Source organism: Paenibacillus pabuli NBRC 13638 (genome assembly GCF_001514495.1).
Classification (GTDB): Bacteria; Bacillota; Bacilli; order Paenibacillales; family Paenibacillaceae; genus Paenibacillus; species Paenibacillus pabuli.
Genome location: NZ_BCNM01000001.1, coordinates 393,210 through 420,201, shown reverse-complemented (window position 1 = coordinate 420,201; position 26,992 = coordinate 393,210). Strand labels below are relative to the sequence as shown.

The 26,992-nt window shown below is 43.9% G+C and carries 26 protein-coding genes; 7 read left to right on the top strand and 19 right to left on the bottom strand.

The features are described 5' to 3' along the window. Positions 1–94 precede the first annotated feature (94 nt). Positions 95–1,000: a poly(ethylene terephthalate) hydrolase family protein gene (locus tag PPA03S_RS01475; RefSeq protein ID WP_062319883.1), complete on the bottom strand. Its 906-nt coding sequence runs from the start codon at positions 998–1,000 to the stop codon at positions 95–97. A gap of 30 nt (positions 1,001–1,030) precedes the next feature. Next, a complete protein-coding gene (locus tag PPA03S_RS01470) occupies positions 1,031–1,450 on the bottom strand; it encodes a MerR family transcriptional regulator (protein ID WP_062319091.1) in 420 nt (139 codons plus the stop codon). 152 nt (positions 1,451–1,602) lie between these two features. On the opposite strand from PPA03S_RS01470, the gene PPA03S_RS01465 reads away from it, so the two are divergent. Further along, positions 1,603–1,923 carry a carboxymuconolactone decarboxylase family protein gene (locus tag PPA03S_RS01465; RefSeq protein ID WP_062319089.1) on the top strand — a complete coding sequence of 107 codons (321 nt, stop codon included), beginning with the start codon at positions 1,603–1,605 and terminating at the stop codon, positions 1,921–1,923. Between the two features lie 19 nt (positions 1,924–1,942). Next, the gene (locus PPA03S_RS01460; protein WP_062319087.1) at positions 1,943–2,338 is read left to right on the top strand and encodes a cupin domain-containing protein; all 396 of its coding nucleotides are present in this window, start codon (positions 1,943–1,945) and stop codon (positions 2,336–2,338) included. Positions 2,339–2,428: 90 nt separating this feature from the next. On the opposite strand, the gene PPA03S_RS01455 is transcribed toward PPA03S_RS01460, so the two are convergent. The 7 genes from PPA03S_RS01455 to PPA03S_RS01425 form a co-directional block, all read right to left on the bottom strand. Next, positions 2,429–3,649 carry an RNA polymerase sigma factor gene (locus PPA03S_RS01455; RefSeq protein WP_062319085.1) on the bottom strand — a complete coding sequence of 407 codons (1,221 nt, stop codon included), beginning with the start codon at positions 3,647–3,649 and terminating at the stop codon, positions 2,429–2,431. A gap of 228 nt (positions 3,650–3,877) precedes the next feature. Further along, positions 3,878–5,281, bottom strand: a complete 1,404-nt coding sequence (locus PPA03S_RS01450) for an outer membrane protein assembly factor BamB family protein (RefSeq protein WP_062319084.1) — start codon at positions 5,279–5,281, stop codon at positions 3,878–3,880. 154 nt (positions 5,282–5,435) lie between these two features. After that, positions 5,436–5,828 (bottom strand): DUF3888 domain-containing protein, encoded by a 393-nt coding sequence (locus PPA03S_RS01445; protein WP_062319082.1) that lies wholly within the window; start codon positions 5,826–5,828, stop codon positions 5,436–5,438. A gap of 206 nt (positions 5,829–6,034) precedes the next feature. Then, entirely contained in the window at positions 6,035–6,574 is a 540-nt protein-coding gene (locus PPA03S_RS01440; RefSeq protein ID WP_062319881.1) for an NADPH-dependent FMN reductase, read from the bottom strand. A 73-nt stretch (positions 6,575–6,647) separates the two neighbouring features. Continuing rightward, positions 6,648–7,538 carry a UDP-N-acetylmuramate dehydrogenase gene (gene murB, locus PPA03S_RS01435; protein WP_062319879.1) on the bottom strand — a complete coding sequence of 297 codons (891 nt, stop codon included), beginning with the start codon at positions 7,536–7,538 and terminating at the stop codon, positions 6,648–6,650. A gap of 114 nt (positions 7,539–7,652) precedes the next feature. Further along, the gene (locus tag PPA03S_RS01430) at positions 7,653–8,009 is read right to left on the bottom strand and encodes a HesB/IscA family protein (RefSeq protein ID WP_062319080.1); all 357 of its coding nucleotides are present in this window, start codon (positions 8,007–8,009) and stop codon (positions 7,653–7,655) included. 46 nt (positions 8,010–8,055) lie between these two features. Then, entirely contained in the window at positions 8,056–8,394 is a 339-nt protein-coding gene (locus PPA03S_RS01425; protein WP_062319078.1) for a hypothetical protein, read from the bottom strand. Between the two features lie 244 nt (positions 8,395–8,638). Between PPA03S_RS01425 and PPA03S_RS01420 the strand changes: the two genes are divergently transcribed. After that, positions 8,639–9,295, top strand: coding sequence for a helix-turn-helix transcriptional regulator (locus tag PPA03S_RS01420; protein ID WP_062319076.1), 657 nt, complete (start codon positions 8,639–8,641; stop codon positions 9,293–9,295). Positions 9,296–9,711: 416 nt separating this feature from the next. Here PPA03S_RS01420 and PPA03S_RS01415 read toward each other — a convergent pair whose 3' ends face one another. Together PPA03S_RS01415 and PPA03S_RS01410 are read right to left on the bottom strand one after the other, a co-directional pair. Continuing rightward, positions 9,712–12,528 carry a DUF8487 domain-containing protein gene (locus PPA03S_RS01415; RefSeq protein WP_062319074.1) on the bottom strand — a complete coding sequence of 939 codons (2,817 nt, stop codon included), beginning with the start codon at positions 12,526–12,528 and terminating at the stop codon, positions 9,712–9,714. 426 nt (positions 12,529–12,954) lie between these two features. Then, positions 12,955–13,614: a TetR/AcrR family transcriptional regulator gene (locus tag PPA03S_RS01410; RefSeq protein ID WP_062319072.1), complete on the bottom strand. Its 660-nt coding sequence runs from the start codon at positions 13,612–13,614 to the stop codon at positions 12,955–12,957. Between the two features lie 121 nt (positions 13,615–13,735). Here PPA03S_RS01410 and PPA03S_RS01405 point away from each other — a divergent pair, with 121 nt between their 5' ends. From PPA03S_RS01405 to PPA03S_RS01395, 3 genes are all read left to right on the top strand, one after another. Continuing rightward, the gene (locus tag PPA03S_RS01405) at positions 13,736–15,301 is read left to right on the top strand and encodes an FAD-dependent monooxygenase (RefSeq protein ID WP_062319070.1); all 1,566 of its coding nucleotides are present in this window, start codon (positions 13,736–13,738) and stop codon (positions 15,299–15,301) included. 92 nt (positions 15,302–15,393) lie between these two features. After that, complete coding sequence (locus tag PPA03S_RS01400) at positions 15,394–16,341, top strand: ABC transporter ATP-binding protein (protein ID WP_062319068.1); 948 nt, start codon at positions 15,394–15,396, stop codon at positions 16,339–16,341. Beyond that, positions 16,316–17,023: an ABC transporter permease gene (locus tag PPA03S_RS01395; RefSeq protein WP_062319059.1), complete on the top strand. Its 708-nt coding sequence runs from the start codon at positions 16,316–16,318 to the stop codon at positions 17,021–17,023. The genes PPA03S_RS01400 and PPA03S_RS01395 overlap by 26 nt, the downstream gene beginning before the upstream one ends. A gap of 211 nt (positions 17,024–17,234) precedes the next feature. On the opposite strand, the gene PPA03S_RS01390 is transcribed toward PPA03S_RS01395, so the two are convergent. From PPA03S_RS01390 to PPA03S_RS01380, 3 genes are all read right to left on the bottom strand, one after another. Next, on the bottom strand, positions 17,235–17,840 hold the full coding sequence (locus tag PPA03S_RS01390; protein WP_062319057.1) for an esterase/lipase family protein: 606 nt from the start codon (positions 17,838–17,840) through the stop codon (positions 17,235–17,237). A 139-nt stretch (positions 17,841–17,979) separates the two neighbouring features. After that, a complete protein-coding gene (locus tag PPA03S_RS01385) occupies positions 17,980–18,774 on the bottom strand; it encodes an SDR family NAD(P)-dependent oxidoreductase (protein WP_062319055.1) in 795 nt (264 codons plus the stop codon). Between the two features lie 113 nt (positions 18,775–18,887). After that, positions 18,888–19,892: an AraC family transcriptional regulator gene (locus tag PPA03S_RS01380; RefSeq protein WP_062319053.1), complete on the bottom strand. Its 1,005-nt coding sequence runs from the start codon at positions 19,890–19,892 to the stop codon at positions 18,888–18,890. Positions 19,893–20,169: 277 nt separating this feature from the next. Between PPA03S_RS01380 and PPA03S_RS01375 the strand changes: the two genes are divergently transcribed. Further along, a complete protein-coding gene (locus PPA03S_RS01375; RefSeq protein ID WP_167665961.1) occupies positions 20,170–20,952 on the top strand; it encodes a MurR/RpiR family transcriptional regulator in 783 nt (260 codons plus the stop codon). Between the two features lie 46 nt (positions 20,953–20,998). Here the strand turns inward: PPA03S_RS01375 and PPA03S_RS01370 are convergent, their stop codons facing one another. From PPA03S_RS01370 to PPA03S_RS01350, 5 genes are all read right to left on the bottom strand, one after another. Beyond that, the gene (locus PPA03S_RS01370) at positions 20,999–21,715 is read right to left on the bottom strand and encodes an N-acetylmannosamine-6-phosphate 2-epimerase (protein ID WP_174532102.1); all 717 of its coding nucleotides are present in this window, start codon (positions 21,713–21,715) and stop codon (positions 20,999–21,001) included. 5 nt (positions 21,716–21,720) lie between these two features. Further along, complete coding sequence (ptsG, locus tag PPA03S_RS01365) at positions 21,721–23,295, bottom strand: glucose-specific PTS transporter subunit IIBC (protein ID WP_082703950.1); 1,575 nt, start codon at positions 23,293–23,295, stop codon at positions 21,721–21,723. Positions 23,296–23,642: 347 nt separating this feature from the next. Continuing rightward, positions 23,643–23,993: an MmcQ/YjbR family DNA-binding protein gene (locus PPA03S_RS01360; RefSeq protein ID WP_062319048.1), complete on the bottom strand. Its 351-nt coding sequence runs from the start codon at positions 23,991–23,993 to the stop codon at positions 23,643–23,645. A 281-nt stretch (positions 23,994–24,274) separates the two neighbouring features. Next, positions 24,275–25,558, bottom strand: coding sequence for a glycoside hydrolase family 125 protein (locus tag PPA03S_RS01355; RefSeq protein ID WP_062319046.1), 1,284 nt, complete (start codon positions 25,556–25,558; stop codon positions 24,275–24,277). A gap of 148 nt (positions 25,559–25,706) precedes the next feature. Further along, positions 25,707–26,846: a glycoside hydrolase family 76 protein gene (locus PPA03S_RS01350; protein ID WP_062319045.1), complete on the bottom strand. Its 1,140-nt coding sequence runs from the start codon at positions 26,844–26,846 to the stop codon at positions 25,707–25,709. Between the last annotated feature and the right edge of the window lie 146 nt (positions 26,847–26,992).

Here is a 26,992-nt window from a genome sequence, read left to right as displayed (position 1 = left end):
ATAACGCCATTTCAATGCCTCAAAATGTTTTTCACATAATACGAAGAAGGACCCTTCCATTTCAGAAGGGTCCTTCGATTTATGTAAACCATGATTATTGCAAATGTGAGGATTGAACGTCCGTCCAATGATTACTCATTCGAATTTCAGCAGAATTGCCAACAAAAGCACCCTTTGTCTCCACATCATCCATCAACCAATACCTCATCCAAGCTGTCAAATAACCTCTATGCTGACCGCCATCCTGCTCTATCGCTGTATGCGCAGCACCTTTCGCCATTGCCATCATGGTCGGAATGTCCGGATTAGCATTTTTCAAAGCCAATTGATTGGAGTCTGTCGGCGATATGATAAAATCCCGGGTTCCCCCGAGCACAAAAAACGGAATTTTCAGTGCGGATGTATCATACACATCCTCTGGATCACAATATTTCAAATCGGGCAAAGCAATCGAGACAACTGTTTTGATGATATTACCGTTCTCAAAATTCGTGTGAGCGTTAATCACACCTGTTGAGCCCTGTGAATGACCTGCCGCACCGACCCGATCTTTTTGAATCCTGTGATAGAACGGGCTGACCGTCGCTTCATTTTCACTGAGCATATATTGAATTGCAGCCATAATTTCTTTTCCTGTACCCGTGGTTTGGCTGTATGTATCAATGACAATAAATCCCCAACCCGCCAGGTGTCTTAACAACTGATCATAATTGTCAGGTAAAGCCCCCGTTCCATTGCCCCAAGCGATTAGCGGGTGACGCGTATCCATTGATTGCGGAAAATAAATCCTGTACAATTGCTCTCCCTGATCGTCTTTGATCTCCAGCGTATCGACCACGTAAACGCCAGCTAATGAATATTTCTCTTCAACACTTCCGGGCTCAAAGGTCGCAGACACCGAATTCACAAGCAGAAAGGAAACCACAGAGAACATAATAATTAAAAAAACGACAACACCTGTTAACCAAAGGAACCATTTCGCTCGGATTATTCTGTTCATTTGCGGCATATCATCTCCTTTCGCAATGCGTTAGGTGGATTCGTCTTTAGCGCCTTCTTTTTGTCCTGAATAAAGAACAAATTCATATTTATCCCCTTTGATCTGATCATGATAGAACTTAATCTTTTGATTCAGAATATTCAGGCTCTCTTGCAATGTTTGCATCTCCTCCTCTACCTTTCCCTTACGTTGTTCAAGCAAATGAAGCCTATCATACATCGTCCCCTCACCCATGGCACGCCATTCCGTATATTGTTTTAGCTCAACCATAGACATTCCCGAATGTTTCAGATGAAGTAAAAACCGAACCCAGCCAATATCTTGCTCTGTATATTCCCGCAAATTATTTTCATCTCGCTGTGGAGTGAGTAAACCTTCCAATTCATAATATCTGAGCGTGCTCTTATTAATACCAATGATTTCAGCAAATTCTCCAATCGAATACGTCATGGCTTCTACCTCTGTTTCCTAGATTCGTTTCTATCCCTAGTATACACTTCTGAAGTTTGAACAAAACTAAAAAAAGCGTCTTGACTTAAAGTCCACTTTAAGTCTTATACTTCGTCATGTGCACATTGAAATGAATTGGAGGTAAAGAGCTTATGCCCGAAAAACAAACAGCCGGCCGAAAATTACTCGGAGAATTTGCACCGAAATTTGCTGAACTTAATGATGATGTTTTATTTGGTGAAGTTTGGTCCAGAGAGAAGGAATTATCTCCTCGCGATCGCAGTATGATTACCGTGTCCGCATTGATTGCGGGCGGGAATTTCGAACAGTTAACTCCCCATCTTCAAAAAGCGAAAGCAAACGGAGTAACCAAAGAGGAAATTTCCGAAATCATTACTCATCTTGCATTTTATGCAGGATGGCCAAAAGCGTGGTCCGCATTTAATATCGCAAAAGAAATCTATAATAATTAAACGAGAGCAGGGTTCGATTATGACAAATGAAGAATTACAAAATAGCGCTATCTTTCCGTTAGGACAAAAAGTTGAAGCCAACTTTATCGGGGATGCTTACTTACAAATGATTTTTACTGACGAGACTCCACTTAATGCACCCATTGGAAGTGTAACTTTTGCTCCAGGAGCTCGCAATAACTGGCACTCTCATAAAATTGGGCAAGTTTTGATCGTAACAGGTGGCGAGGGCTGGTATCAAGAAGAAGGTAAACTAGCACAATTACTGAAAACCGGGGATGTAATTAATATTCCTCCTAATGTAAAACATTGGCACGGGGCTACAAAAGACAGTTGGTTTGTACACTTGGCCATTACACCGGGAGAAACGGTTTGGTTAGAAGCCGTCGATGGTGAAACGTATAATCAATTGTAAAAACTAAATCAAACTGCATCAGGTGGTGTCGAATCTGGGACTAGCCCGGTTCATCACCGGGCTTACAATCCAAAGTATAAGGTTATATTTTTATTTTATATATTTCACCCATTGCTCATACAGTTCAGTCTCACTACATTGAAAGATTCCTTCGAAATCTTGAGGATTACGGATTAGTTTGTTTAACGCCTCTACTCCGTATCGTTCAACCACAAATTCCACCATCATATAAGAGAACTGAAAACCTTTCATCGTTTCAAAATCCCATGAATCGTTATTTAATTCATCAAAAGATGGAATGGACTGGTTACGAATATTATCTTCCGTTGAACCTTTAATGAAATCTTGGGACATCTGTTTAGCTTCATATCCACCAATGCCCTGTCTGATCCATTTGGGAGCTGCAGGATTAATGTCGCTGATTAGCCACATGGCGAACAAGTGGACTGTACCTTTCAGAATGGATTGATACGTATGCTCCGGTCCCGGGTTCAACGGAGAGACAATTTTCAGAATATGCCCCTCATATGTGCCCATAAACCAATTGGGAGCATCTGTTTCTCCTACAGCCTCATGAAACGTTGGCAGATCGGGATAAATTTCTATAACTACTTTTTGTGATGGCTGATGTTTATATTTGGTCGACACTTGTTCAACACTATGGTTGAGCTCATCGAACAAATCTTGGTGAACTTTCTTCGTACGATCATTCGTATCTTCGTTTTCACCTTTATTTACAATGGAAATCAGGTCTTGAATAGACATGATAGCAATATCCCCCCACTCTTTCAGTTCTTTTTTTAATTTTTGCAAAGCCCGGTACAGTCTGTTCTTTACTGCGCTTTCCCGTCGTCCAACTATTTTGGATATTTCGGGCAAGGTGCAGTCTACGAAAAAGCGTAATGCAATAATTTCCTGATCAATCTTATCCAGCCTCTTTAAAGCAGAGCTAATATCCATTCGAATATCAACATGTTTCGTAAATTCAAGAGAGATTGATTGCGATTCATAATCTGTAAAATCATAAGGAGATTCTTTTTGTCGCGATAACCTGCGATATTCGTTTTTTACCGTATTCTGAGCAATTTTAAATATCCAAGTGAATAAATTAGAGCTTCCTTTAAAGGTGTGAATATTTTCAACTGCTTTCAAAAATACCTGTTGGGTCAAATCATCTGCAACCAACGGGTTCAATTTCAGTGAGAAGTATTTGTTGATTCTCTGACGATATTGCTCATACGTGTTCTCAAAGATGGTGATGCTTTCCTGTTCATCCGGATAAACAGGTTTCGTGTCATGAGCTCCTGACATGGTGGGAACCTCCTCTTGATTTACATTTAATTAGACACCGGAGGAAGCGAAAAAGCCACGTAAGCGAAAAAAATATTTTGGCAGCTTCGACTTTTCATGAATTCTGTCCGTTATTGAAGGTGAAAAATAAGCCAAGGCATCCCGTCGTACTGACCGGATGCCTTGGCTTATTTCATTGAGTCACTAGCTTTATGATTGGCTTTTAAGGTACCAATGCTTTAATCCAGCTTATTTCAGTGATGCTGGCAGCTTCACACCGAGGAGTTTACCCTCCGACTGAATAATGATCATACCGTCGGTCTTCAGCGTCGCTTCGTGTAAATCTCCCCCAGTGTTTACCCGGAAGACAGGGGTAGCAGTCAACATATTAATCCCAAGCAGTGTCCCATTACGCTGCGCCCGGTATATTCCTTTGCCGTACACGCTAATCTGAGCTACTGGTGCGTCGCCATACCACTTGACCTCCTGTCCGTTCGCCAGCTTGATGCCGGCTACTTCTCCCGTTGTTTCATTTTTGTAAACCAGCCGTTCCTGCACGATACCAAGCAACTGCCCATTTTCTTTATAAAAGGGACGCTGATAAGTCCGAAGCGGATCGGCATTAGCTGTATATTTATCAAAATTGTATTCCGCTATCTGGTCTCCTTGTTCAATGTATAACTTTCCATTTGTTGCAAATACGCTTCCATAGCCATAGTCGAACGGTGGATCACCTTTCATTTTCCAGTTGTATTCAAGGCTCCCCTTTTGTACACCAGTCTTAAGGTTATAGACATTCACATTCACTTTGCGTTCCGGTGCTGATTGATAATCTGTCAAAAGTGAAGAATGATAATCAACCGAATATACCAGTCCATCTTTAATTTGAAGTGCTTCTCCTTGACCAAAATCGTCCCATAACTTTTTGCCTGTCTTTTTGTCATAAGCATTCAGTTGAATGGACGTAAGTGCCCCCTGAACGAAAAAGGTTCGAAGCACGACACCATTAGATTCCTCCAGGTATGCGGTACCGTCCCCTTCACCTAGCGGCTCATCCGCCTTCCACCTTAGCTTGCCTGTTTTCATATCAAATGCAAAAGTCGTACTGCCTTTGATGACATAAAGCGTATCACCGGTTGGAACTAACATTTCTGTACGATACTGTGTATCAATCCAGGTGGATGAGCCTGACTGCCATATCGCTTTTCCAGTTTTGGCGTTCAGCGCATAAGGTTTATGATCTCCATTAAGACCGTAAATGACGTCATTATGATAAACAATGTAGGGTGTCAGTCCTTTTCCGTATGACCACAGCCGTTTGCCTGTCTTTGCATCCATTGAAATTAATTTGGTAGCGGCGAAAGTGAATACCTTTCCGTGTTCTGCTATAGCCTGATGACCAATATAAGGTTCGTTCATATCCAGGTAGTTGTCCACTTGTGCAGTCCAGGAAGGCTTAAGTTCGGGCACCGAAATACCTGTATCCGAATACCAGTTGCGTACCGAAACATCAGGTGCTTCTGCATGTGCCTGCGATGGGATTACGGTTGCTCCCAGAGCAATAAGTCCGGCGGCTGTGAAGCTTGTAACGATGCACGAGAGTAGCTGACCTTTTAAATTCGTAAACGGTTTAGACGTTTTTGATATGAGCATGTTACCCCTCCATTTGGATCGTTTGTACAGCATCAAACCTTAATAAATGTGTATTTCTAAAGAGCTATCGTTTCTATAATCTTCATATATATAACGTTATGTATTGCTTCATAGTTACACTGAATCCTCCCTATCATTAATTAATTATCCTTAATTAACTATCCTTATGAACATAACGAATCGTTTTTACTGTAGCAGGGCCCACTTCAAATGTAATAACTTCTTGTCCGTATGGTGGGTTATGTGGTCCATTGAAGGTGCTGACCTCCAGAACGGTTCTAAACAAATATCCCCCTGGTGACAACCTTTTTAGTTCCAACACCTTAATATCATACAATCCATAATTGGGTACTGGCTTTTGATTTTTGGTATAGTAGTTATGTATTTCTCGCTGAATATGTGGATTAAGTAGCGCAAGTGTCACCGGCTTAAAGTCCTCTTCTTGCCATGTTTCAGGGCTTGCTTCTGCTACCTCTTCGGGCATATAAATAAGACTTAAGCTCACTGTTATGAGAAATAAGAAAAAAACTATTTTCTTAGTTGTCAATTTGATCCCTCCTTTTTAATTTTATTATCTCTATAAGTCTTGAATTTAAGCCAAGTTGATCACCCCTGAACCAAGCACTACTCCTATACAGCTTTATGCGCATAGCTTGAGATAAAAATCCATTGGGTTGAACAAAAAAAGCCGCCAATGGCGACTCCCTCTAAGATATTTAGGTTACTTTCGTATTCGGCATTTGTTCAAAAAAACTAAGCTTTTAATCGGGTTTGCATAAAGACCAGTTCCTCAGCTAATCTTTCCAACCGACTCAGCGCATCAGTGTCTTCAATGCTATTCTCAGCTCCAAAATGTTCGCTGTTCAAATATACATAGCTTGGAGCGACATAGGAGCGAAAATAACCGGCGATGGGTTTTAATTGATTTTCAACAACCAGATAGTGCTGATAAGTACCCCCTGTTGCAACAAAACCCATCACTTTATTATAAATACTTGGTACAGGCAGAAGATCGAACACATTTTTCAGTACACCTGTCAAAGAGGATTGGTAAATCGGTGTGCCGATCACGTAAAAGTCCGCATCCATCATTTTCTGAATGACCGACTGAGTGTGTTCGTTGTAATCCTCCAACTTCCGCCCATCGCAAAATTCGATGGCTTTGTACTCTCTTAAGTCGATGAGTTCAACTTCAATTTCCGGATGATTTTTTTGAACCAGTTGAAGGACTGCATTTACAGCGATTGGTGTTTTTGATCCGATCAATGAGCCAGATAAACCTATTAATTTCACAATATAACCTCCAATTGGCGTCTTATGAATCATGGAACTCTTCCGATGTTTCCAGCTCACTGTTCATGCTTGCCTACTCTCCCAAAATAATGACTTCCGTCTCCAATTCAATATTGAATTTTTCATACACCCTTTTTTTGATTAATTTGATTAATTCCAAATAATCCTCGGCAGTTGCATGATCTGTATTAATGATAAAACCTGCATGCTTCCTGGAGATCTCAGCTCCACCAATACGAGTGCCTTGCAGGTTGCATTCTTGAATGAGTTTTCCCACGTAGTGTCCCTCTGGACGTTTGAATACACTTCCGCAAGAAGGGTACTCAAGCGGTTGTTTGGATTCCCGTTTAAACGTTAAATCCTGCATGATACTGGAGATAACATCCTTGTTGCCTTTTTTGAGTCTAAATTCGACTTCAAGGATGATGTATTGATCCGTTTTGAAGATACTGTTTCGATAACCAAGTTTCATGTCATCTCGGACCATGTCCAGTAGTTCTCCATCTTTAGTGACCACAAGCGCTCGCTCGACGACCTCATCCATCTGACCGCCATAAGCCCCCGCATTCATATATAAAGCGCCGCCTGTACTTCCCGGTATTCCACAGGCAAACTCCAGACCCGTCAAGCTGTGATCCAAAGCGATCCGCGACACATCGATAATACTGGAACCACTTTGCGCGACAATCCGGTTGTCACTGACCTTAATCTGATCGAAATGGCTCAAAGAAATCGTTACTCCGCGAACTCCCTGATCCTTAATGATGACATTGGATCCCTTTCCAATGACAGTCAGAGGTATTTGATGCATTTTTGTAATAGTCAGGATGTTCATAATTTCTTCTATCGTGGTTGGATGAATAAGTATGTCTGCTTTCCCGCCTAGTTTTATATATGTGTGTTCTTTTAACGGTTCATCTCGCTTTAATTTTTCCAAAGGTATGTGATTTTCAAAAATGTTCATGACATTCTCTCCCTGCGTTGAAAAAGACATGATTGCACGATCATTGAGCATAAAACTCCTGCAATATATGTTTATTATGAGGCTTTGAATGAAAATATTCCTGCCTGCTGACAATTAATCGCATTTTTTGACTTCACCACGATAATTCGCCATTCTAAAGCTGGCCCCGCATCCGCAAGATACCTTTGCATTAGGGTTGTTCATCGTGAACCCGCCTGTCATGCCGCTTTCTTCATAATCAATTTCAAGGCCTTCAATATATGGAACACTATTTGTATGAATCAATACTCCAAATTCCTTTTTATCCAATAAGATATCCCCTTCTGCTTGCTGCTCATCCACCACAAGCGTGTAGGACAATCCGCTGCATCCCCCTTCCTCCACACCCACTCTAAGAAACGAATGTTGGGTAGCCGCACTTGCCAGAATTTCGACGATTTTTGCTGATGCTGCCTCACTGACGTGAATCATCATTATACCTCCTTGAAATATATTTTTTGGATAGTCCTTTATTTTTTCAAATGCAGCCCACTACAATTTTAATGATTTCTTCAGGACTCGTATACGCGTTGAAATATCCAGAACTTGTTTTTTGCAGATGACAAGGAATATCTATAATTTCCATAGATCCACCGTATAATATCACCCGGCATTTCTCGGAAATTTGTTTTATAAGCGGTTCGATATTCACCAAATTCATATCAACGATAATCACCGTGTTATCCGGAAGATGATTAAAGTTATGGATCAGATGAGGAGTTGCGTCCAGTATATACAAAGACGGATCAGTTCGAATCAATACACTTAAACTTTTAACGATGTGATGGATATCGGACAGGATTAACACATATATCATGCAGAAACCTCCGGATATAACATTCTTGTGATCTCAAAATACTTTCTTTTTTATTTAATTCAAGCTCTGGTGAACCAGTGAACGAGTGCATTAAGAGGATTTTTATGTGCATACCGTATCCCGATAGTTAGTAAACATTTTACCTTACAAACTATAAGCTACAGTTCGGCTTTGACTTTGTCAATATTTTTGTTTAAAATGTACGGAGTGATGCAGATAACGTTGCTTTAAAAGGAGGTTCACCGTGAGCCGAAATCATACGAAAAAGGATGCCTCCACCAGCACCCGCAGGGCAATTATTAATCTGCTTAAGCAACAAGGCGGAATGGATGTTGTGGCACTCTCCTCCCAATTCGAGCTGTCTGGAATGGCTATACGTCAACACTTAAATGCGCTGAAAGAAGAAGGCTTGGTCACGTATGAAGAGGAAGCCCGTCCCATGGGTCGACCAACCAAGCTATGGACATTAACACCCGCAGCGGATCGTTTTTTTCCAAGCGGATATTCGGAATTATCCGTGAGTCTGATCCATTCCATGAAAGAGGCTTTTGGAAACGAGGGGCTGGACAAGCTGCTCGCTGTCCGAAATAAAAATATGCAAGAGCAGTATCTTCACTTCATCGGGGATTCATCTGGGATAAGAGAGAAACTGGAGAAACTCGCGGATATTCGCACCCGTGAAGGTTATATGGCCGAGGTCAAAGATCAGGAAGATGGCAGTCTCTTGTTTATTGAGAAGCATTGTCCCATCTGTGAAGCTGCTGCAGTATGTACCGGGTTATGTAAGAATGAGTTACAGTTGTTTAATACCGTTCTGGGGAAAGATGTCCAGATTGAACGGGTCGAATATATTCTAGCCGGGGGAAGAAACTGTATATATAAGGTTAGAGAAAAAAAATAATAACGGTAGCGCTCTACAGATTTGAACACCACATATGTATATCTGGAATGGATACTTATATGAATGCACGAATTAAACATCAAACGCTGCTAACAAGGTCAGTAGCGTCAGATTGTCAAGAAACTCTGTCTTTTGAAGACATGGGTTTCTTTTTATTTACATCAAGCAACCCGGCATAGGAGAAAGCAGGAACTTGCCTCGGTTGCGCCAAACGATCGAGACCACTGCGATCCATTGAACGAATGGATAACATTTGTTAATCGCCAGACATATGGAAAGTCGTTCATGCGTTTAGGAGTGATATTCGCGAACACGAAAACAACGCTGTAAACCAGCTTAAACTAATGAAGAGGTCCATGCTGGAATGCACGGACCTCTTCATCTATACTCGTCAATTTTTCGCGAAACATTAAAACTTATCCTTTGTTAAACAACTGGCGAAGCTCTTCCACTTCCAGTCGGGCAACAGGCTGATAAGCCGGACTTTTCACATAACGAAGGAAGCTGTATATCAACTGTCTTCCTTCCAGCGTATTCATCAGATTTTCCAGATGAAGTGCGCCCATCAGCACTCTTCCATTCAGTACACGACACTCCATCAACATGCCAAGTTTGTGGTTCCGCTCAAAATTATCAATCGTCTGGACCAGTGGCTTCAAGTCTTTATCCAGGTCATCCAGAATGATCGATGAGGACTGGGACACAATGCTCCACCATGGATAAGTTGAGTAATCTTCCGTAGAAAAATGCTCAAATACAGCGTGGTCTTTCTGGATAAGCAATCCCATGGTTCCCACGGGAACATCCTTCTTCATGCTTTCTGATATGGAACGAAACATAGGGAAGGACCAAAAGTCCGTGCTATAAAAACCTTCAATCGCATTTTGAATATTTTCCGGTGACGGGAAAAGTAGAACGTCTTCTCCACGCTCCAGTAATTCCAAGGCATGTTCTGAGATCTCGGAAAACAAGTGTAGTCCGGCAAAATCGACTTTCACCTGATTCGGGTAAATCCATAGGTCATAGGACTTATGAATATCCGTATCTGGAATTGACAGCTTCAGCATCACTTTTGTCATCCTTGGGACATCAGGTATACGAATGCTTAAATCCGTAATAACCACATAATTCTCACCCTTAAATGAAGGTATATCTGCATATCCGTTAGCAATAATGTTACCCACAGCGTGCAATTCCCATTTCAGTTGAAGTCCATCCAACGCTTTGTTTCTAAAATAGCTTAACTCAATCCGTGCTTCGAACAGCTCGCCAGCTTCATAATTATATTTGGGGAACCTTGCCAAAAGTACGGCATCTGAACAGAATGTTCTCCACTCCTCCGGTGTAATTATGCCCTTAGAATCCATAAATGCGTCCAGAATGCCTACTAACGCTGTCCCCTGGCCACTGAAATCCTGGAGGTCAAGCAGTTGGAATCCGGCAAGATGTTTGGAACGAAAGGCAGCTTCCAGTTCTTCTTTGTAACAAGCAACCGCCAGCTGACCCGAAGATTTGAAGTATTGATCCGCCAGATGCCCCAGTCCTTTGGCTTGCAAACGCTCTCGAAACAGCTCAAAGTTTTTCGCTTTCAGAGAACCTGTATACTTTTGGATCTCCTCAAAATTGGGGAACGTAGCGTACTGCCCTATTTCATGTGAAATGACAGGGACATGGGAAACAAGTTGCTGACCTCCTGCTTCCGCCTTCACCGTTTTGGCTCCTGTGCCATATTGAATTTGAATTTCTTTTCCTTCAGATAGACCTGGATCATCCATAGAGTGAGTGTATTCTGGAACTATATTGGAGTCGTAATCTTTCAACGTATTAGGCATGTCCGTTTGCACATGTCCAAGAGGTGCATCACACATGGCATATGAGCCTCTGAACAAGCGTTCTTTGGAGAAGCGTACACCACAAAAGAATTCACTTTCCTCCAAAATGTCCGGGACAAATTGAAAATTGTTAGATCCTTCTGTGTATAAATGACGGTTGTCATATTCTTTATACGCTTTCAGAATTGAATTCAGTTTATCTTTGCTTCCCCATAATTCATTGCCCATGGACATCATCACAAACGAAGGATGATTGCCGAATGCTCGCAGCATGGCATAGCCTTCACTGATTAAATATTCCTGCTCTGCCGGATTGTGAGATTCCGAGGATTCATCCGTAATGGTTCCCCAAAACGGAAGCTCTGGTTCCATATAGATTCCGAGAAGATCCGCTGCAACAAATGCAGCTTCGGGCGGACAACAGGTATGGAAACGGTAGTGATTGATTCCGTATGACTTGGAAATGCCCAGAATGCGAAGCCATTCTTCCACATCGGTTGGTGCATAACCCGTAAGCGGAAAGATCAGACCATCATGCTTGCCACGCAGAAATGTTTTGTGACCATTGATGGTAAATTTGTCTCCCTCTGCTTTGAACTCCCGCAATCCTGTCCAAATCTCTTCGGAATCAAGGATCTCCCCGTTGTTGTTTTGCAAACGAATATGAAGCTTGTACACATTAGGTTCCTGATCGCTCCATAACAAGGCATCTTCACCCAGCTTGTATGTAAAATGCAGATTGTTTGAATCGGCAGTGAATATTTGTTCATCTGGCGTATGAACCGGGGCAGCATTCATGCTTTGAGATGAGACGACGATACGAGTCCCATGCCAATCGCCAACAAGTTCTGCCTTAATATCGAAAGAACGAGCAGCAAGATCAGGGTAAACCTGGATGTTTTTCAAGAAAACACTTTCATAAAATTGCAGTTCCATTTTCCCGGTAATCCCGTTCCAGTTGGTCTGCGTGTCTTCTGAGGTGAGGTGACCACCTTTGGTAGGATAATTGGTATTATCTACACGAATCGTAATCAAGTGGGTTCCTGCGGTCAGACCTGTTCCAATTTCATAACGGTGCGGCGTGTTCAGACTGGTTTGTGTACCCCATTCAACTCCATCAATCCAGACCGTCGTTACTCTTGTTCTTTCCAAATGCAGATAACAAAGCTTACCTGCCAGCTGAGCAGGAATATCAATTTCTCTTGAAAACCAGGCATAGCCCTCAAATAAATACTCATCTGTCAAAGCACCTGCTAAAGCAATCTCGTTCTTTTTGCCTTTGGCTGCATGAGAAGTCGTATTAGGCAATGAAATGATATCTGAGTAATGCAGTCCGGTCTCAATCTTTTGCTCATCAAGTTGGAGTTTCCAACTTCCTTGCAAATCTATTTTAGCCAGCATATAGTACAGTCTCCTTTTAGAAGTTTATCTGATAGATTCCCAGTATCATTTTCCAATTCGGAAAACGATTTCGGTTTCACAAATATTATAACTTCTTTTTCTCTAAAAGCACCAGAAGAGTTGCATTTTAGTCTGTCAAAACCAGAATCAACTCCAATAGGTACGCTCCTAAAATTGCATCCTTCCATTGTTCGTAAGCCGATGTGAAACATCAAGATAAGAATCGTCTGATCCCGAAAAGAACCACCGTGCTCGAACGCAGCGATTAATGCAGCTTCTTTGTTTTGAAAACAGTTAATGACCGCTAATCTTAATTAGCAGTCATTAACTTGGAAATCTGCCTTGTGAAACGCCTACACGTCCTTGGCATATATTTACGTTAAATTGACGGCCCCACCAGTCTTTTATCGTTAAGCAAAATCGCAATCAGTTTGATGGCTGATTTTCGTTTTGAACGGTGCGTTTTCCATAAGCGCAAAGAAAGACGCGTACGCCTTCAGTGATGATACGTTTGGTATGTTCCTCCTCCAAATTGCCTGCTTTTATCGGTTGATCAAATACCAACAAAAACGTTAAGGCAGCGAAGTGCTTTGTAGCCATTACAGGATCCGGCACATCGAGCAGTCCGGTTTGTCCAAACTCGGTAAACCTCCTGATAATCCCCTCTTCCGTTGCGTTATCCAGCTTTTCTAAAAACGAGCCTGGCAGGTTGGCGGCTTCCATTGTAACCAGACGGATCAAAGCGCTGTAATCGGACGAACCGTTCGCAGAAGCTACGAATTGTTCGCAGAATAAGATGAGCGCCTGCTCCAGATCCTCGAATTCCCAGAGGTAGTCTGATATCCCTTGCTTGATCATGTCCAGAACCGCCTGACTGGTTTCTTCCACAACACAAAGCAGCAAGTTCTGTTTGTCGCCATAATAATCATAAACGGTCCGTTTGGAAACTCCCGCTTTGGCTGCGACTGCATCGACGCTGGAGCGATCAAACCCATCTGAAAGAAACAGGTCTCGTGCCGCTGCAATAATTTTGGCTCGTTTGTCTGAAGAGCCTTTGCGGATTTTTTTGTTTTCCGTATTATCCATGCTTACGTTTCCCCCCTACAGGTATACTATCAAAAATGAGTTCCACTTTACAAACTACACTGCACGGTGTAGTATAATCAATGCAACATGTCACAATCAATGATCAAGGAGGAATTTATCCATGAAAACCGCGCAGTCTTTTGTTGATGTTCTCATTGTCGGGGCCGGACCAACAGGGCTTACACTTGCCTGCGACCTTGCCCGTCGAAACGTCGACCATCGTATTATTGAACGAAGCGCCTTATATAACGTAGCGTCTCGCGCCAAAGCAATCCAGCCCCGTTCGCTCGAGGTTGTTGATGATTTGGAGGCCGTTCGTTACATTATGGACACAGGTGTGGTGGATTTGCCTGTTCGTTATTATACCGCAGATGGCAGGAGTGTGGACAAGCCGGCTATTACCGTTTCAGCCAGCGCTGAACTTGAAACACCCTATCGTGATCCGGTCTGGATTGCTCAATTTGATGTGGAAAAAGCATTGCGCGACCGATATGCAGTGCTTGGCGGTCAAGTTGAGTTGGGCATGGAAGCTGTAGAGCTAGTTCAGGATTTGGATGGTGTAACGGTAACCGTGAATTCACCACAAGGAGAAGAGCAAATACGCGCTCGTTATGTAGTTGGCTCCGACGGGGGCAAAAGCAATATCCGCAAGTTTATTCAGTTGCCACTGGTTGGGGAAACACACGATGATGAGCGATGGTATCTTGGCGATGTACGATTGGAAGGGTTGGATCGTGACCATATCCATATCTGGACATCTTCGGAGGGAATGGTCGGGGTGACACCGCTGCCGAAATCCGATATTTGGCAACTGCAGGCTACAATTCCGGCAGACATCGAAGAACCAGAGCAGCCGTCGCTAGAGGCATATCAAGCCATGTTTGACCGTCGAGCGGGGGCCGGACGTGTTCGGCTCACGGATGCTTCCTGGCTGTCCATCTACCGGGTCAACGTCCGTATGGTTGAAAGTTACCGCAACGGCCGGGTTTTCCTTGCCGGCGACGCCGCTCATGTTCATTCGCCGGCCGGCGGTCAAGGCATGAATACGGGGATGCAGGACGCATACAACCTTGGATGGAAGCTGGATGCCGTCTTACACGGAGCGCACACCGCCTTGCTCGACACGTACGATGAGGAGCGTCGCCCAGTGGCTCAAGCCGTACTTGAGGACAGCACGAAGAAGATGGTCGGGGTCATAGGAACGGCGACTGAAGGCGGAGGGTTGTCCCAATCTTTGAGCACCATATCCGACGATCTGACGAGTGGGCTTCTCATTTCCTATCGGTCAAGTTCTCTTATCCGCCCGTCTGCTCGAACGAATGTTACCCGTTCATTGCCCGGGGATCGTGCTCCTAATGCCGAGGGCCTGCAAGGCACCGGGTTTGCAGGGAGTGTCTTTGACCTATTGCGCGGCCCACACTGGACGCTTTTGGCCTTTGCAAACGGCATCGATCCTTCGCTGAAGAACTTCACCAATGACGAACTCCATGTGCATTATATCCTGCCATCCAACGCGGAGGGAGCGGAAGGCATAATCGACACAGCAGGGAATGCCTATCGAATTTACGATGTAGCAAGTAAAGAACTCCTATTGATTCGTCCCGACGGTTACATCGCACTGCGTACCTCCATTGATGATACCGGTTCGATTTCGAATTACTTGAATTCCATTTATCACGCAAACTGATTTAGACAAGGCCGGCAGGATTCTTTTCAACATCTCATACGGCTGCCGGCTCTTATATTTGTTTAATTTTGGTTATGGGAAGGACTGTTACTATGGAAGAAATTATTCGAACCGTTAACCTGACAAAGCAATACGGAAATAAAGTCATTGTAGATCGCGTTTCGATTTCCGTTAAAAAAGGAGAAATCTATGGATTCCTGGGGTTGAATGGCGCAGGGAAAACGACAACCATTCGAACTCTTCTCGGAATGAGTAAGCCTTCTTCCGGAGAAGTGTATTTGTTTGGTCAGCGCTGGGCGAATGGGAATCCAGATTTGTCGAGACGAGTAGGTTATATGGTGGAAGTTCCTTATGCCTACCCTAACTTTACGGTTAGGGAAAACTTGAATTTGATGGCCAGGTTGCGAGGATTACCGGTTCCCAGGGCAGTTGACGAAATTATGGAGCAGTTAAATTTTACCCAATATGCGGATAGTAAAGCAAGAGAGTTGTCACTTGGTAACGCGCAGAAACTTGGATTGGCCAAAGCGTTAATTCATAAGCCGGACGTTCTGATTCTTGATGAGCCAACCAATGCGCTTGATCCTGCCGGAATTGTCGAGATAAGGGAGATGCTGAAAGCTCTAGCTTCTCAACAAGGGGTTACCGTGTTTATATCGAGCCATATCCTTGAGGAAATGTCCAAAATGGCTTCTCGAATCGGCATTATTCACAAAGGCGTATTGCTTGAAGAACTGACAACAAAAGACTTTGAAACCATCCGCCGAAAACAGTTGATGATCGGAACGAAGGATGATCGGAAGGCTCAAGCTATTCTTTCAGACTCCGGGTATGCGGTACATTCGACTTCGAATAATTGCCTTGCACTACCGGATGATCATGCCGTGAAGCATCCCGAACATATTGCGAAATTGCTTGCTCAGCATGAAGTGCCGCTCACGATGCTTAACATTGAAGAAGAGAATTTGGAACATTACTTTCTCAAAGTAATCGGAGCCCAGGAGGGAAAACGGAATGAGACCATTGTTGACAGCCTGTAGCGTTGAAGTTTACAAATTGCGTCGATCCTTTGTTTTATGGGGTACGCTTCTGTTTATATTGTTTGTCATCACGTTGTTCTTGGGACAGCCCGATTGGCCTTCTTTTTTTGAACGGACTGCGTTTTTGTATGCATCCGTGTTTGGGCTGCTGGGGTTTGGATTGGTGACAAGCTGGACATTTGGCCGTGAGTATTCTGATCGGACGCTCAAGGATTTGCTCGTTTTGCCTATATCGCGTGGTAAAATAGCGATTGCCAAATATGTCGCAATTATATTCTGGTGTTTTGTAATGATGTTGATCAGCTTTGCTTATGCCTTAATACTCGGTTTTGCTATTGGACTTCCTGGCTTTTCGTTTGCGATTGTACAACATTATTTGTTCCTAATACTTATCATTGGTGCTCTCCACCTATTATTAAGTGCACCTCTTGCCCTACTGGCCTGTATATCACGTGGTTATCTGGTGCCGATCGGCTTTGCATTTACAACTTTAATGTTGGCATTGGTGTTCGGGCCTACCGCCATTGGAGCTTATCTGCCTTGGTCTGTGCCTGCTTTGCATTTGCAGGAAAGCGGAGTCGCTTTATTTCCCTTGTTGGGTACTAGTTATTTACTGGTTTTCTTAATAGGACTCATAGGTCTCATTGGGACGGTTAAATGGTTACAAAACAGGGAGCAGTGATGATTTTACAAGGAAGACTTCTGCATAGAAATCCATTGGGAAGAAGATGATAATGCACGTACAAAGTGACTTCTAACTCTTTGGCAATCAGATGGATTCTCTTCATATTTTCTACTCTTGTTGCTTCTTAAGAAGTTCAGTAACAAAAAGACGGCAACCAATCAATTGGTTACCGTCTTTCTGTTGTTTGGCATTTATCCAATCTCCATCCCTATTCGTTTAACGCCGTTTTGATCAGGGCATTTACCCGGGAGTTAAAGAGCAGGCCGATATGAGATACCAGGGAAATCGGGATATTGTTTGCCCCATCGAGTCTGGAAAGTACCGGGGATACAATAGTGTCACTAGTAGAATAGATGGAGGTAACTTCAATTCCTTTGGGTGCTGAGGTTGTTGTTAAGCGATTGGCCCCTCCAAGGGTAACAAGTTTGTCCACTTTGGAAGCTCCACCACGGTTCAATATGTAATACAAACTATTCGCCCCTCCCATACTATGAGCAACAATATGCACTTTGGAGTGGCCCGTTTCAAGAAGCACATTATCTACGAACCGAGCGATTGCTGCTGAATTCAATGTCTGGTTTCCTTGTTTACTAGGCAGATCAATGGCAAACAACTCATCATTCGACCAGCCCTGACTCCGCAAGTAACTCTTAATAGCTGCAAAATTGCTATCCGAGCCCGTTAATCCATGTACGAATACAACAGGTGTACGTGCCGTGGCTGCAGATGCTTTGGAACTTGTACCCATTCCTGAAATGGAAAAGACTAGAATCATGCTCATGACCAAGATTAAAATCGATTTACTTTTTTTCACTTATTTCACTCTCCCTGTTAAATATATTGATTATAACCATCATATAAGTAAAAATATGGAATTAAAATAGATCTTTAGTCTTATTTTAATAGAAAAAAACCGCGATAATCGCGGTTAAGGTGAAGTAATATACAGTAAGTTAGAAAATGGTCGGTACCATTCCCCCATCCATACGGATTGGAGAACCTTTAAATGCAGATGCATACGGACTGCATATAAAGGTAGTCAGTCTGCCTATTTCAGCAGGTCTTATAAAACGCTGTATCTGCGATTGAGGCAGGTTGGAGGACATAAAATCCTTTTCCTTTTCCAGAAAGGTCATGGCTGAATCTGCATAGATGCCTTCAATGATTTGCTGGACATTTTCAGATAGTGTGGGTCCTGGCATAATTGTATTGATCGTTACTTCGGTTCCTTTAGTTAACAGGGATAAACTTTTGGATAAAGATAGCAGCATGGATTTGGTCATGCAATACTGAGGCATCTGTCCGGATGGCATAACAGCCTCTTCACTCGCAATGAAGATAATGCGACCATAATCATTTTTCAACATTTCAGGTAAATAAAACTTGCATAATCCGTTCGCGGCAAGAACATTCGTACGAAAGTATTTTTCCCATACTTCGTCATCAATGTCCTCATATTGCATGATTTCGTATATCCCCATATTGTTTACCAGAATATCTATATTAGGGTATTGCTCAAATAACGCTTGTCTCTGTCCCGTATCTACAAGATCCGCAGTAGCATTCTGAGGCGACGTGTCCGGGAATTCCGATTTGATCTCCTGCACAGTTCGTTCAACCTCTTCATAACTACGCCCGTTAATAAGCACATGAACCCCTTCTTTGGCGAGTTCGACAGCAATGGCTTTGCCTATGCCTTTTGTTGATCCGGTAACCAACGCTGTTTTATGTTTCAGTCCCATATCCATTCTTCATTTCTCCTTCTAGGTTGCAATCAAATCCCTATCGTACAATTCCATGTTGTACCTCGGATAATGATTATAATAACGAATCAGGAGTGTTTCGTAACTAGCGTACCGCGTCAACATTCTTGCCGAACACGCCAATTCGAGGGAGTATCATCTTCCCAGATCCGGAATGCACGGTAAAATGAGTTCTGATCTTCATATCCAGTCAGGAAAGCCACTTCTTTAATATCAAGCTTGGGATCTGCCAAATACGCCAATGCCTGCTCATGTCTTGCTTGTGTCAGCAGATGTTTGAAGCTTGTACTCTCTTCCGTAAGTCGACGCTGTAAGGTACGATCGCTCATATTCAGCTCTTTTGCAACAGTCTGTACGTCCGGGCGTCCTCCAGTGAGGCTGCGTTTCAAGATCCATTTGACCCTTTCGCCTATCGATCGGGTACGCTGCTGTTCGTCTAACGATTGATCGAGAACAGGAGTCAGGATCTCCAACAGCTCTTCGTTATAGGAGAGAAAAGGACGGTCCAGATCTCCTCGATGTAATATCAACCGGTTCGTATTTGCAGCAACTCGGACAGGGCAGCCAAAATATTGTTCCAAGGCTTGGACATCACCCATGTCTTGCGAGAATTCAACTAATTGCGCCGTCAAAGGATGACCTGTCCCCCTTCGCCCGATCTCCATAAGACAAGCCAGCGTAATGCCTACCAGCAATGGCGGACCAGGCTGCACGCTTTGCAGCCATTCCAGTTCAATGGTGCAACGTTCGTCCTGCTCGGTCATACGTATGCTTTCTGGAGGGCACTGTTGTTTATAACGAGCCATTCGATGCAAAGCATCCCGGTAGTCTCGAGCATGATAAGTCGCCAGGACGGTTGGCGGATACTTCGATGTTTCAAAGATGGTCGCCAGCTTGATGATTCCTTCGGCAGTGTCACCAATGAGATCGGCATAAGCCTGCCAGATCGCGAAGTACTCCGCCGTATTAACGACCGAATCCACAATAACGGTGAGCGGCAGTTGTGCTTTGCGTGCTACCACGTGAGCAGCAATTCCCAATTGATCTAAGCCTGCCCAGAATCCTGCCGGAATTTTAATACGGTCGGTGACATGAGATTTCATACCTGTGACCCTCCTTTATCGAGCTATATTTGAGAAATGAAAAACACTCCATTTTACGTCAATTCATGCTTGTTGTTCAGCTTCCAGCTTCCTTTTCTTGCTTCCATGATCCATCCACTGTACAGGCACTCTCTCTCTTTTGCAATATCTTCAATATTTTCTGGCCATTTTTAAAGGTTTGATGATTTGGCTTTTAGGAAGTAGACTAATGAGGATAGACTATTAAAGTAACACGTTCAGGGAAAGGGGATTCACAATGTCATCCAGTGTCATTGACATGCTGCAGCTTGAATACCAGCGTTTTTCAGCAAAAGAAAAGGAAATAGCCGATTATGTGATGCGCAATAAATCATCTATCAATAACATCAATATTAGGGATTTGGCGGCGTACACCAACGCTTCCATGTCAACCATCACTAGATTTTGTAAAAAAGTAGGTTGTTCTACCTTTGTTGATTTTAAAATCAGGCTTAGCCGTGAGGTGGATCAACCCCGCAATCAAACGGATTTCTTCATAAGAACACAACAGATCCACAATGATATTATCAACGCAACCGCAGAAATGCTGGATACCGCCAAAATCGAACAGGTTGTCCAGTTCATAAAAAAAGCTCGCAGAATCTATGTCTACGGTTTGGGAAGTTCAGGTTTATCCGCTCTAGAGTTCAAATACAGGCTCATGCGGATGGATATCGTCATTGATGCGGTGACCGATTCACACATGATGATTATGAGCGCTTCTCTTTTGGGAGAAGATGATCTGGTCATTGGTTTATCCAATTCAGGACGGACATTAGAGGTCAGTGATGCATTAAATGCGGCGAAAAAAAGAGGAAGCAAAGTCGTTGGAATTACTAATTTTGATCATACACCCCTTTCTGAAATCTCGGATTTGTGCATTTTCACACCGGATATCGGGCGAACCGGAGATGTAAACTTCATCAATAGTCAGTTGGCCATTATTTACATTCTGGATGTGATTTCTCTTCTATTACTTGAGGATGAACATTTACTTCATGCGCGGCAGCAAACGTTAAAAGCTCTTTATTCTGCTGAATAACCAAACAGCCAACTTGATTCGTTGGCTGTTTGGTCTGCATTTCCCTTTATTTCACAGCAGGAGAAGACGGCTTCAATTTTGCAATTTCAGAGACAAACCGTTCCGTAATTTGTTGCGGGCGGGTAATGGCTCCACCAACAACAACACAATAGACTCCAGCTTCCAGACATTTTGCTGCCATCTCCGGGGTCATGATATTTCCTTCCGCAACGACAGGTGTTTGTACACTAGCGAGAATTTCTTTCAAGGCTGCAAATTGATTATCGTAAAGCTTGAGCCCTGCTGTCTCCTCTGTGTATCCAACCAATGTAGAGGAGATCAGATCAAAACCAAGCCGTTCAGCATGGATGGCTTCCTCTTTGGTTGAAATATCCCCCATTAATAGAAGCTGAGGATGTTTGGTGCGAATTTCATGTACAAATTCATCCAGTGATTTACCGTCTGGCCGTGCACGTAAAGTGGCATCAACCGCAACAATCTCTGCATGGACCTCGGCAAGCTCATCCACTTCCACGATCGTTGGTGTAATAAATACGGGATTGGTTCCGTAGTTTCTTTTTACAATACCTATGACTGGAAGATCAACCTGCTCCTTGATCTCTTTTACATCTGCCGCAGTATTCGCACGAATACCGATGGCTCCCCCCTCTTTTGCTGCGACTGCCATGCGTCCCATGATCAGCGAACTATGAAGCGGTTCGTGCTCCAAAGCCTGACATGATACAACGAGACCGCCTTGTAAACCTAATTGATCTAAATTCATTGCCATTACTCCGTTTCCATAATTTCTTCGATTTCATTTTTGATCACGGTAACCTGAGGTCCATAAATAACCTGTACTCCGTTACCAACAAGAACTACTCCTTTGGCTCCAGTAGCTGTAAGTGCATCCTTCTGTACCTTTTCTATATCCTTCACGGATACGCGAAGACGCGTTGCACAGCAATCCAATTCCTTGATATTGTCTGCACCGCCAAGACCATTCAGGATGGCGATGGAACGTTCTTCACCTTTCGTTGGTGCGGGTGTATTAGTGTGCTGACTTGGCGTTTTGGCGTCTGGCTCCGATGTTACCTCTTCCTCACGTCCTGCAGTTTTTAAATTCAGCTTAACGATCAAGATTCGGAAGGTGAAGTAGTACAGGAAGAACCAGACCACACCGATGATGGGAACGATAATCCAGTTGGTTTTGGCATTACCCTGAAGAATCCCGAATAAGATAAAGTCGATTAATCCACCGGAGAAGGTCTGACCGATTGTAATCTCAAAAATATGCGAAAGCATAAATGCCAAACCATCAAAGACGGCGTGAATGACATACAGGATTGGAGCAACAAACAGGAATGAGAATTCCAAAGGCTCCGTAATTCCTGTCAAGAACGAAGTGAGGGCCGCAGACAACATCAATCCGCCAACCACTTTCTTACGTTCAGGCTTGGCCGTATGATAAATAGCGAGGGCCGCACCGAGCAGACCAAACATCATGGTGATAAAACGTCCGGACATAAAGCGGGATGTACCCGAGAAGAATTTCTCGGTTGCAGGGTCTCCCAATTGAGCAAAGAAAATATTCTGTGTTCCTTCGTAAACCTTACCCGCAACCTCCATTGTTCCTCCAAGGCCCGTCTGCCAGAAAGGCAGATAAAAGATGTGGTGCAAGCCCAAAGGACCAAGCATCCTTAAAACAAATCCGTAAAACAGTGTTCCGATATACCCTGTTCTATCAACCAAACTGCCAAGCTGTGCTATACCGAGCTGGATGGTCGGCCAGATCAGGAACAAAGCAATACCGACAAAGATGGCCGCAAAAGATGAAACGATAGGAATAAAACGTGAACCTCCGAAGAATCCAAGGAATTGAGGAAGCTCTATTTTGTTGTACCGATTATGAAGCCATGCGGTAACCAGTCCTACAATGATCCCTCCGAGTACGCCGGTTTGCAGTGTTTGGATTCCGAGTACCATACCTTGCCCGGCACCAGCCAAATTCTCCACGGCAAGTGTCCCCGAATTGACCAGCATGGCATTAATGGATGCATTCATGACCAGATAAGCAAGACCTGCAGCCAAACCAGCTGTACCTTTATCCGCTCTGGCGAGTCCGACAGCCACACCAATGGCAAAGATCAATGCCAGATTATCAAACACAATACTTCCTGCACTGCTCATCACGGTAAACACTTGCTGCAGCCACGTGATCTGCAAAAAAGGATACGAGTTAACCGTATTGGCGTTGGATAAAGCTCCTCCAATCCCCAGTAATAGACCCGCCGCTGGTAAAACAGCAATAGGAAGCATAAACGATTTACCAAACTTCTGAGCCTTCTCAAAATATTGCTTCACAGTGATATCCACCTCTCTAAAACTATTTTCATTTACATAATAATTATGAAAATGGTTTTCGTCAACACAAATTTAAATCGCTTTCATAACGTGTGAGGTCTAATGATTTGATGAATAACCTGGTTCAAATCTAATTATATCCAGCGTAGCAAACCTCAGTCTTTCCTGTTCAAAATCAAAAAAGCCGCCTTAATGGCGACTTTCAACGTGCGATTGCATATTCGTTTTTGGCACATTCTATTTCGTAATAACCCCTTGTTTGAGCAATTCATTTACATTTAGAGATTTATCTCACACATCAAGGGAGAGCTCTATATTGGAGAGAACGGTCGGCAATATAAATAACCTCACTCCAATATGGACTTTTGAACGGTTTTGGGCAGTTTATTGATGACCCTTTCGTATGAATGATCAATCATGTCAAAAATGTCTGCCTCTGGCAACGAACCATCGATGACAATCGTATTCCAATGTTCCTTATTCATGTGGTAGCCTGGTCGAATGGCTTCGTGCTGCTCTCTCAAGTTTTCTGCAATCACCGGGTCACATTTCAGGTTAATGTAGGGATCGTTCTCTTTATCTTCAAAAATAAGGGCGAACATTTTGCCTGCAATCTTGAATACCACAGGATTCGATCCAAATGGATAATCTTTAATCGCGCCTTTCTTTTTCAAACAATATTCAATGATATTATTCATATCGGTGCCTCCTCCAATGATCACATCAATTTGATTACAACTTGTACATTATAGCTGATTGCTGCCAAGTCATCACTGTTTGTAAGTTGCACCGGAGAACAAAATCCATGTAAAACATACCTGTACAGAAAGCGTTAGTCAGCCCGTATGGAGCGAAAGCCAATTGGTACGGCAAGTCCCCGTTATTTGTTTCCATTGGATTACTGCAGACGCTTAAAAGCATCGTAACCCTTAAGATATCGGGTACGATGCTTTTTACGGATGAACCTCACCGCAGATTTTCACCTTTTAACAGTGACACCGGAACATAACAGCACCAGTTCACAAAACATCATATTAGCCCAGGAGAACCAGGGCCGGGTAAATTCCTCCGGACGATCCGCATGAAATCCTTCATGCATGAACCCGGTTCCTCCGTCCGTTGCAAGCAGTAATTCAAGAAGGCGTTGCTGTTCAGCAGTATCCTTTGCGGTCATGCCTTGCATCGCTAGCGCAATAGGCCAGATATATTGATCCGGCGTATGCGGACTGCCAATGCCAGATGCTGCTTCCCCCTGGTAGAAGTACGGATTGCGCTCACTCAAGATAAATTGCCTTGTATTTACATAGACCGGATCATCCGCATTTGAATATCCCAGGTAAGGGATGGATAGCAAGCTGGGTACGTTGGCGTCGTCCATCAGATGGGTCGAGCCAAGCCCATCCACTTCATATGCATAAATGGGACCGCATTGATCATCCTCTACAACACCATACTGGTGAATGCCTGCCTCAATCTGTGTAGCAAGTTTCCTTGCCGCTTCCGCAAGCTCCTCCTCCATCAGAACCTCCTGAGCAATCTCCGTCACGTACCTCAGCACAACTACTGCGAACATATTCGACGGTACCAGATAACCGTATGTACAGGCATCATCACTCGGTCTGAAACCGGACCAGGTCATGCCGGTATATCCAGTCTCTGACCCTCTGCCGTCTCGCACTAGGGTATCCGATGGCGGGCAGTTGCTCCGTTCAAAGGTGTACGCGGAGTCCGTCTCATGACGCTGTTCTCTCTTCCACAACTCTATAATCTGTAATACACCTGCACGGAAAGCTTCATCCAAATGGTTAATCCTGCCGGAGTTCTTCCACAGCAGATAACTGAGTTGGATCGGATAACATAGCGAGTCAATCTCGTATTTACGCTCCCAAATCCACGGGTTCATGTCGGTTATATCATCCTGATGTCCCTTACCGTCGGCAGATTCATTAAAAGCATTGGCGTAAGGATCTTGCAAAATATAATCAAATTGACGTCGTACCACACCTTGAATCATGTCACCGATCTGTGGATCATCCGATAGCACCAGGAAAGGTCTGACCTGTGCAGCAGAATCTCGCAGCCACATGGCAGGTATATCACCTGTAATAACAAAGGTTGAACCGTCCTCCTTGTTCTTTAAGGTGGTATTCCAGGTACTAGCCAAACATCGCTCAAACATGTCAGCTGTGCGTTCCGATTGCTTTTCCCGCACTTTATCCGTCAATCTTTTCATTGCTTCCGGGAGTTCTGTAATTGGATGCATTTTAAGTGCTCCTCTCATTCGCCATAATTATGAAACTACCCTTTCCTAGGATGCACAGCACCGCATGAGTCCTCTTCTCGGAAAGACTCATGCAGACGCTGACCTCTAATAATTATTATCCTGTTGACTTATGTTCCATTTCAAACGGCTACTTCTTCCCTGCTTCACCTGGCTTTTCTGCTTCGCTTGCTTCCAGTTTTGCAGCTCCCTCCAGCAGGAACACACCGCTAAGCTGTGCGGTCAGGTCGAGCGGGTTCTGGGCTGCTTTGCCCCAAGCTTGACCGAATAATCCTGTGTTCCGGCTGCCCTTCAGCAAGGCCTCGGCATTACGATAAACCGCCTTTTTCAAGCTTTTGTTATGCCCGATTTCATACAACTCAACCATATAGCGGATTAGTATGCCTTTGAACAACGCACCGTCCCCGTCGCCGTCCTCTTTGAATATGCCCGTCTTCTCATCTGTTAAGTTCTTCAACGAACCGGCTGCGGTTTTCTCGGCATCTCTTAAATACGTCTTATCCCCTGTAATCCGGTAGAGTTCGACACCCGCCCCGATAAACGTGCCTTGGTTGTAAGTAAAGATCCATGCTTCATTCACATCCAGTGTGCCATCCTCCTGCAGCACCAAACCATCCGCTACCAGGCCCGTTTTCGGATGAACCAGATATTGTTTCTCCCAATCATATATTTTTTTGGCCCATTCCAGATCCCGGGCATCGCCAAAACGTTCATACAGCCTTGCAGCCAAGATGGCGGCAGGCCCACTGGAGCACGCATTTCGGTTATACCGCTGATCCTTTTTCCACGCCATACCGCCAAGCTCATCTTCCCACCAGGCTGTCTTGATGTCATCCCACAACGCCAGTACGTATCCCTTCATCTCTTCACTGCCTGTTGCATCATACAGACGAAGCCCGGCAAGCGCGAGCCATTCCATATCATCGTAGAATTCATTGTGAAGTGAACCGTTGCGTGCAATAATACTGCGAACGAGTTCTTCCGCACGCTCCGTGTACGCCTTGTCTCCTGTTCGTTCATATCCGTCTACCAATGCATCGACTGCATGAGCCTTCCACCAGTAATTCAAAGCATGTTCACCATCTGGGGTGGATGGATAAGCATTATTCATCATTTTGGATGTATCGTTCCAGTAGTATTCATGCAGCTTCTCTTGCGACCACTGCGCCTGATCGGCGTAGCGATTCTTACCACCACTTGTTGCCCCCATAGTGGTTACCAGAATAATACTGAGTACCAGCGTGAGGCTCACCATTTTCCTTTTGCTCATTAGATCCCTTCCCTTCTCCAGTCGACATATACTAACGTTCACTCGTAAAGCAGGGTCAATCCTTCGCTCCAGCTCGGTTCGCGCCTGTCCCTGACGGGTGTTCCTTCACCCCCTTCCACGCTTCCCAGACCGAACGGCTAATGAGG

Bases quoted from the DNA above. Each gene is read 5' to 3' on its own strand.
- PPA03S_RS01475 (WP_062319883.1), bottom strand. From the start codon at position 1,000: ATGAACAGAATAATCCGAGCGAAATGGTTCCTTTGGTTAACAGGTGTT.
- PPA03S_RS01470 (WP_062319091.1), bottom strand. From the start codon at position 1,450: ATGACGTATTCGATTGGAGAATTTGCTGAAATCATTGGTATTAATAAG.
- PPA03S_RS01465 (WP_062319089.1), top strand. From the start codon at position 1,603: ATGCCCGAAAAACAAACAGCCGGCCGAAAATTACTCGGAGAATTTGCA.
- PPA03S_RS01460 (WP_062319087.1), top strand. From the start codon at position 1,943: ATGACAAATGAAGAATTACAAAATAGCGCTATCTTTCCGTTAGGACAA.
- PPA03S_RS01455 (WP_062319085.1), bottom strand. From the start codon at position 3,649: ATGTCAGGAGCTCATGACACGAAACCTGTTTATCCGGATGAACAGGAA.
- PPA03S_RS01450 (WP_062319084.1), bottom strand. From the start codon at position 5,281: ATGCTCATATCAAAAACGTCTAAACCGTTTACGAATTTAAAAGGTCAG.
- murB (WP_062319879.1), bottom strand. From the start codon at position 7,538: ATGAACATTTTTGAAAATCACATACCTTTGGAAAAATTAAAGCGAGAT.
- PPA03S_RS01430 (WP_062319080.1), bottom strand. From the start codon at position 8,009: ATGATTCACGTCAGTGAGGCAGCATCAGCAAAAATCGTCGAAATTCTG.
- PPA03S_RS01425 (WP_062319078.1), bottom strand. From the start codon at position 8,394: ATGATATATGTGTTAATCCTGTCCGATATCCATCACATCGTTAAAAGT.
- PPA03S_RS01415 (WP_062319074.1), bottom strand. From the start codon at position 12,528: ATGCTGGCTAAAATAGATTTGCAAGGAAGTTGGAAACTCCAACTTGAT.
- PPA03S_RS01410 (WP_062319072.1), bottom strand. From the start codon at position 13,614: ATGGATAATACGGAAAACAAAAAAATCCGCAAAGGCTCTTCAGACAAA.
- PPA03S_RS01405 (WP_062319070.1), top strand. From the start codon at position 13,736: ATGAAAACCGCGCAGTCTTTTGTTGATGTTCTCATTGTCGGGGCCGGA.
- PPA03S_RS01400 (WP_062319068.1), top strand. From the start codon at position 15,394: ATGGAAGAAATTATTCGAACCGTTAACCTGACAAAGCAATACGGAAAT.
- PPA03S_RS01395 (WP_062319059.1), top strand. From the start codon at position 16,316: ATGAGACCATTGTTGACAGCCTGTAGCGTTGAAGTTTACAAATTGCGT.
- PPA03S_RS01385 (WP_062319055.1), bottom strand. From the start codon at position 18,774: ATGGATATGGGACTGAAACATAAAACAGCGTTGGTTACCGGATCAACA.
- PPA03S_RS01380 (WP_062319053.1), bottom strand. From the start codon at position 19,892: ATGAAATCTCATGTCACCGACCGTATTAAAATTCCGGCAGGATTCTGG.
- PPA03S_RS01375 (WP_167665961.1), top strand. From the start codon at position 20,170: ATGCTGCAGCTTGAATACCAGCGTTTTTCAGCAAAAGAAAAGGAAATA.
- PPA03S_RS01370 (WP_174532102.1), bottom strand. From the start codon at position 21,715: ATGAATTTAGATCAATTAGGTTTACAAGGCGGTCTCGTTGTATCATGT.
- PPA03S_RS01360 (WP_062319048.1), bottom strand. From the start codon at position 23,993: ATGAATAATATCATTGAATATTGTTTGAAAAAGAAAGGCGCGATTAAA.
- PPA03S_RS01355 (WP_062319046.1), bottom strand. From the start codon at position 25,558: ATGCATCCAATTACAGAACTCCCGGAAGCAATGAAAAGATTGACGGAT.
- PPA03S_RS01350 (WP_062319045.1), bottom strand. From the start codon at position 26,846: ATGAGCAAAAGGAAAATGGTGAGCCTCACGCTGGTACTCAGTATTATT.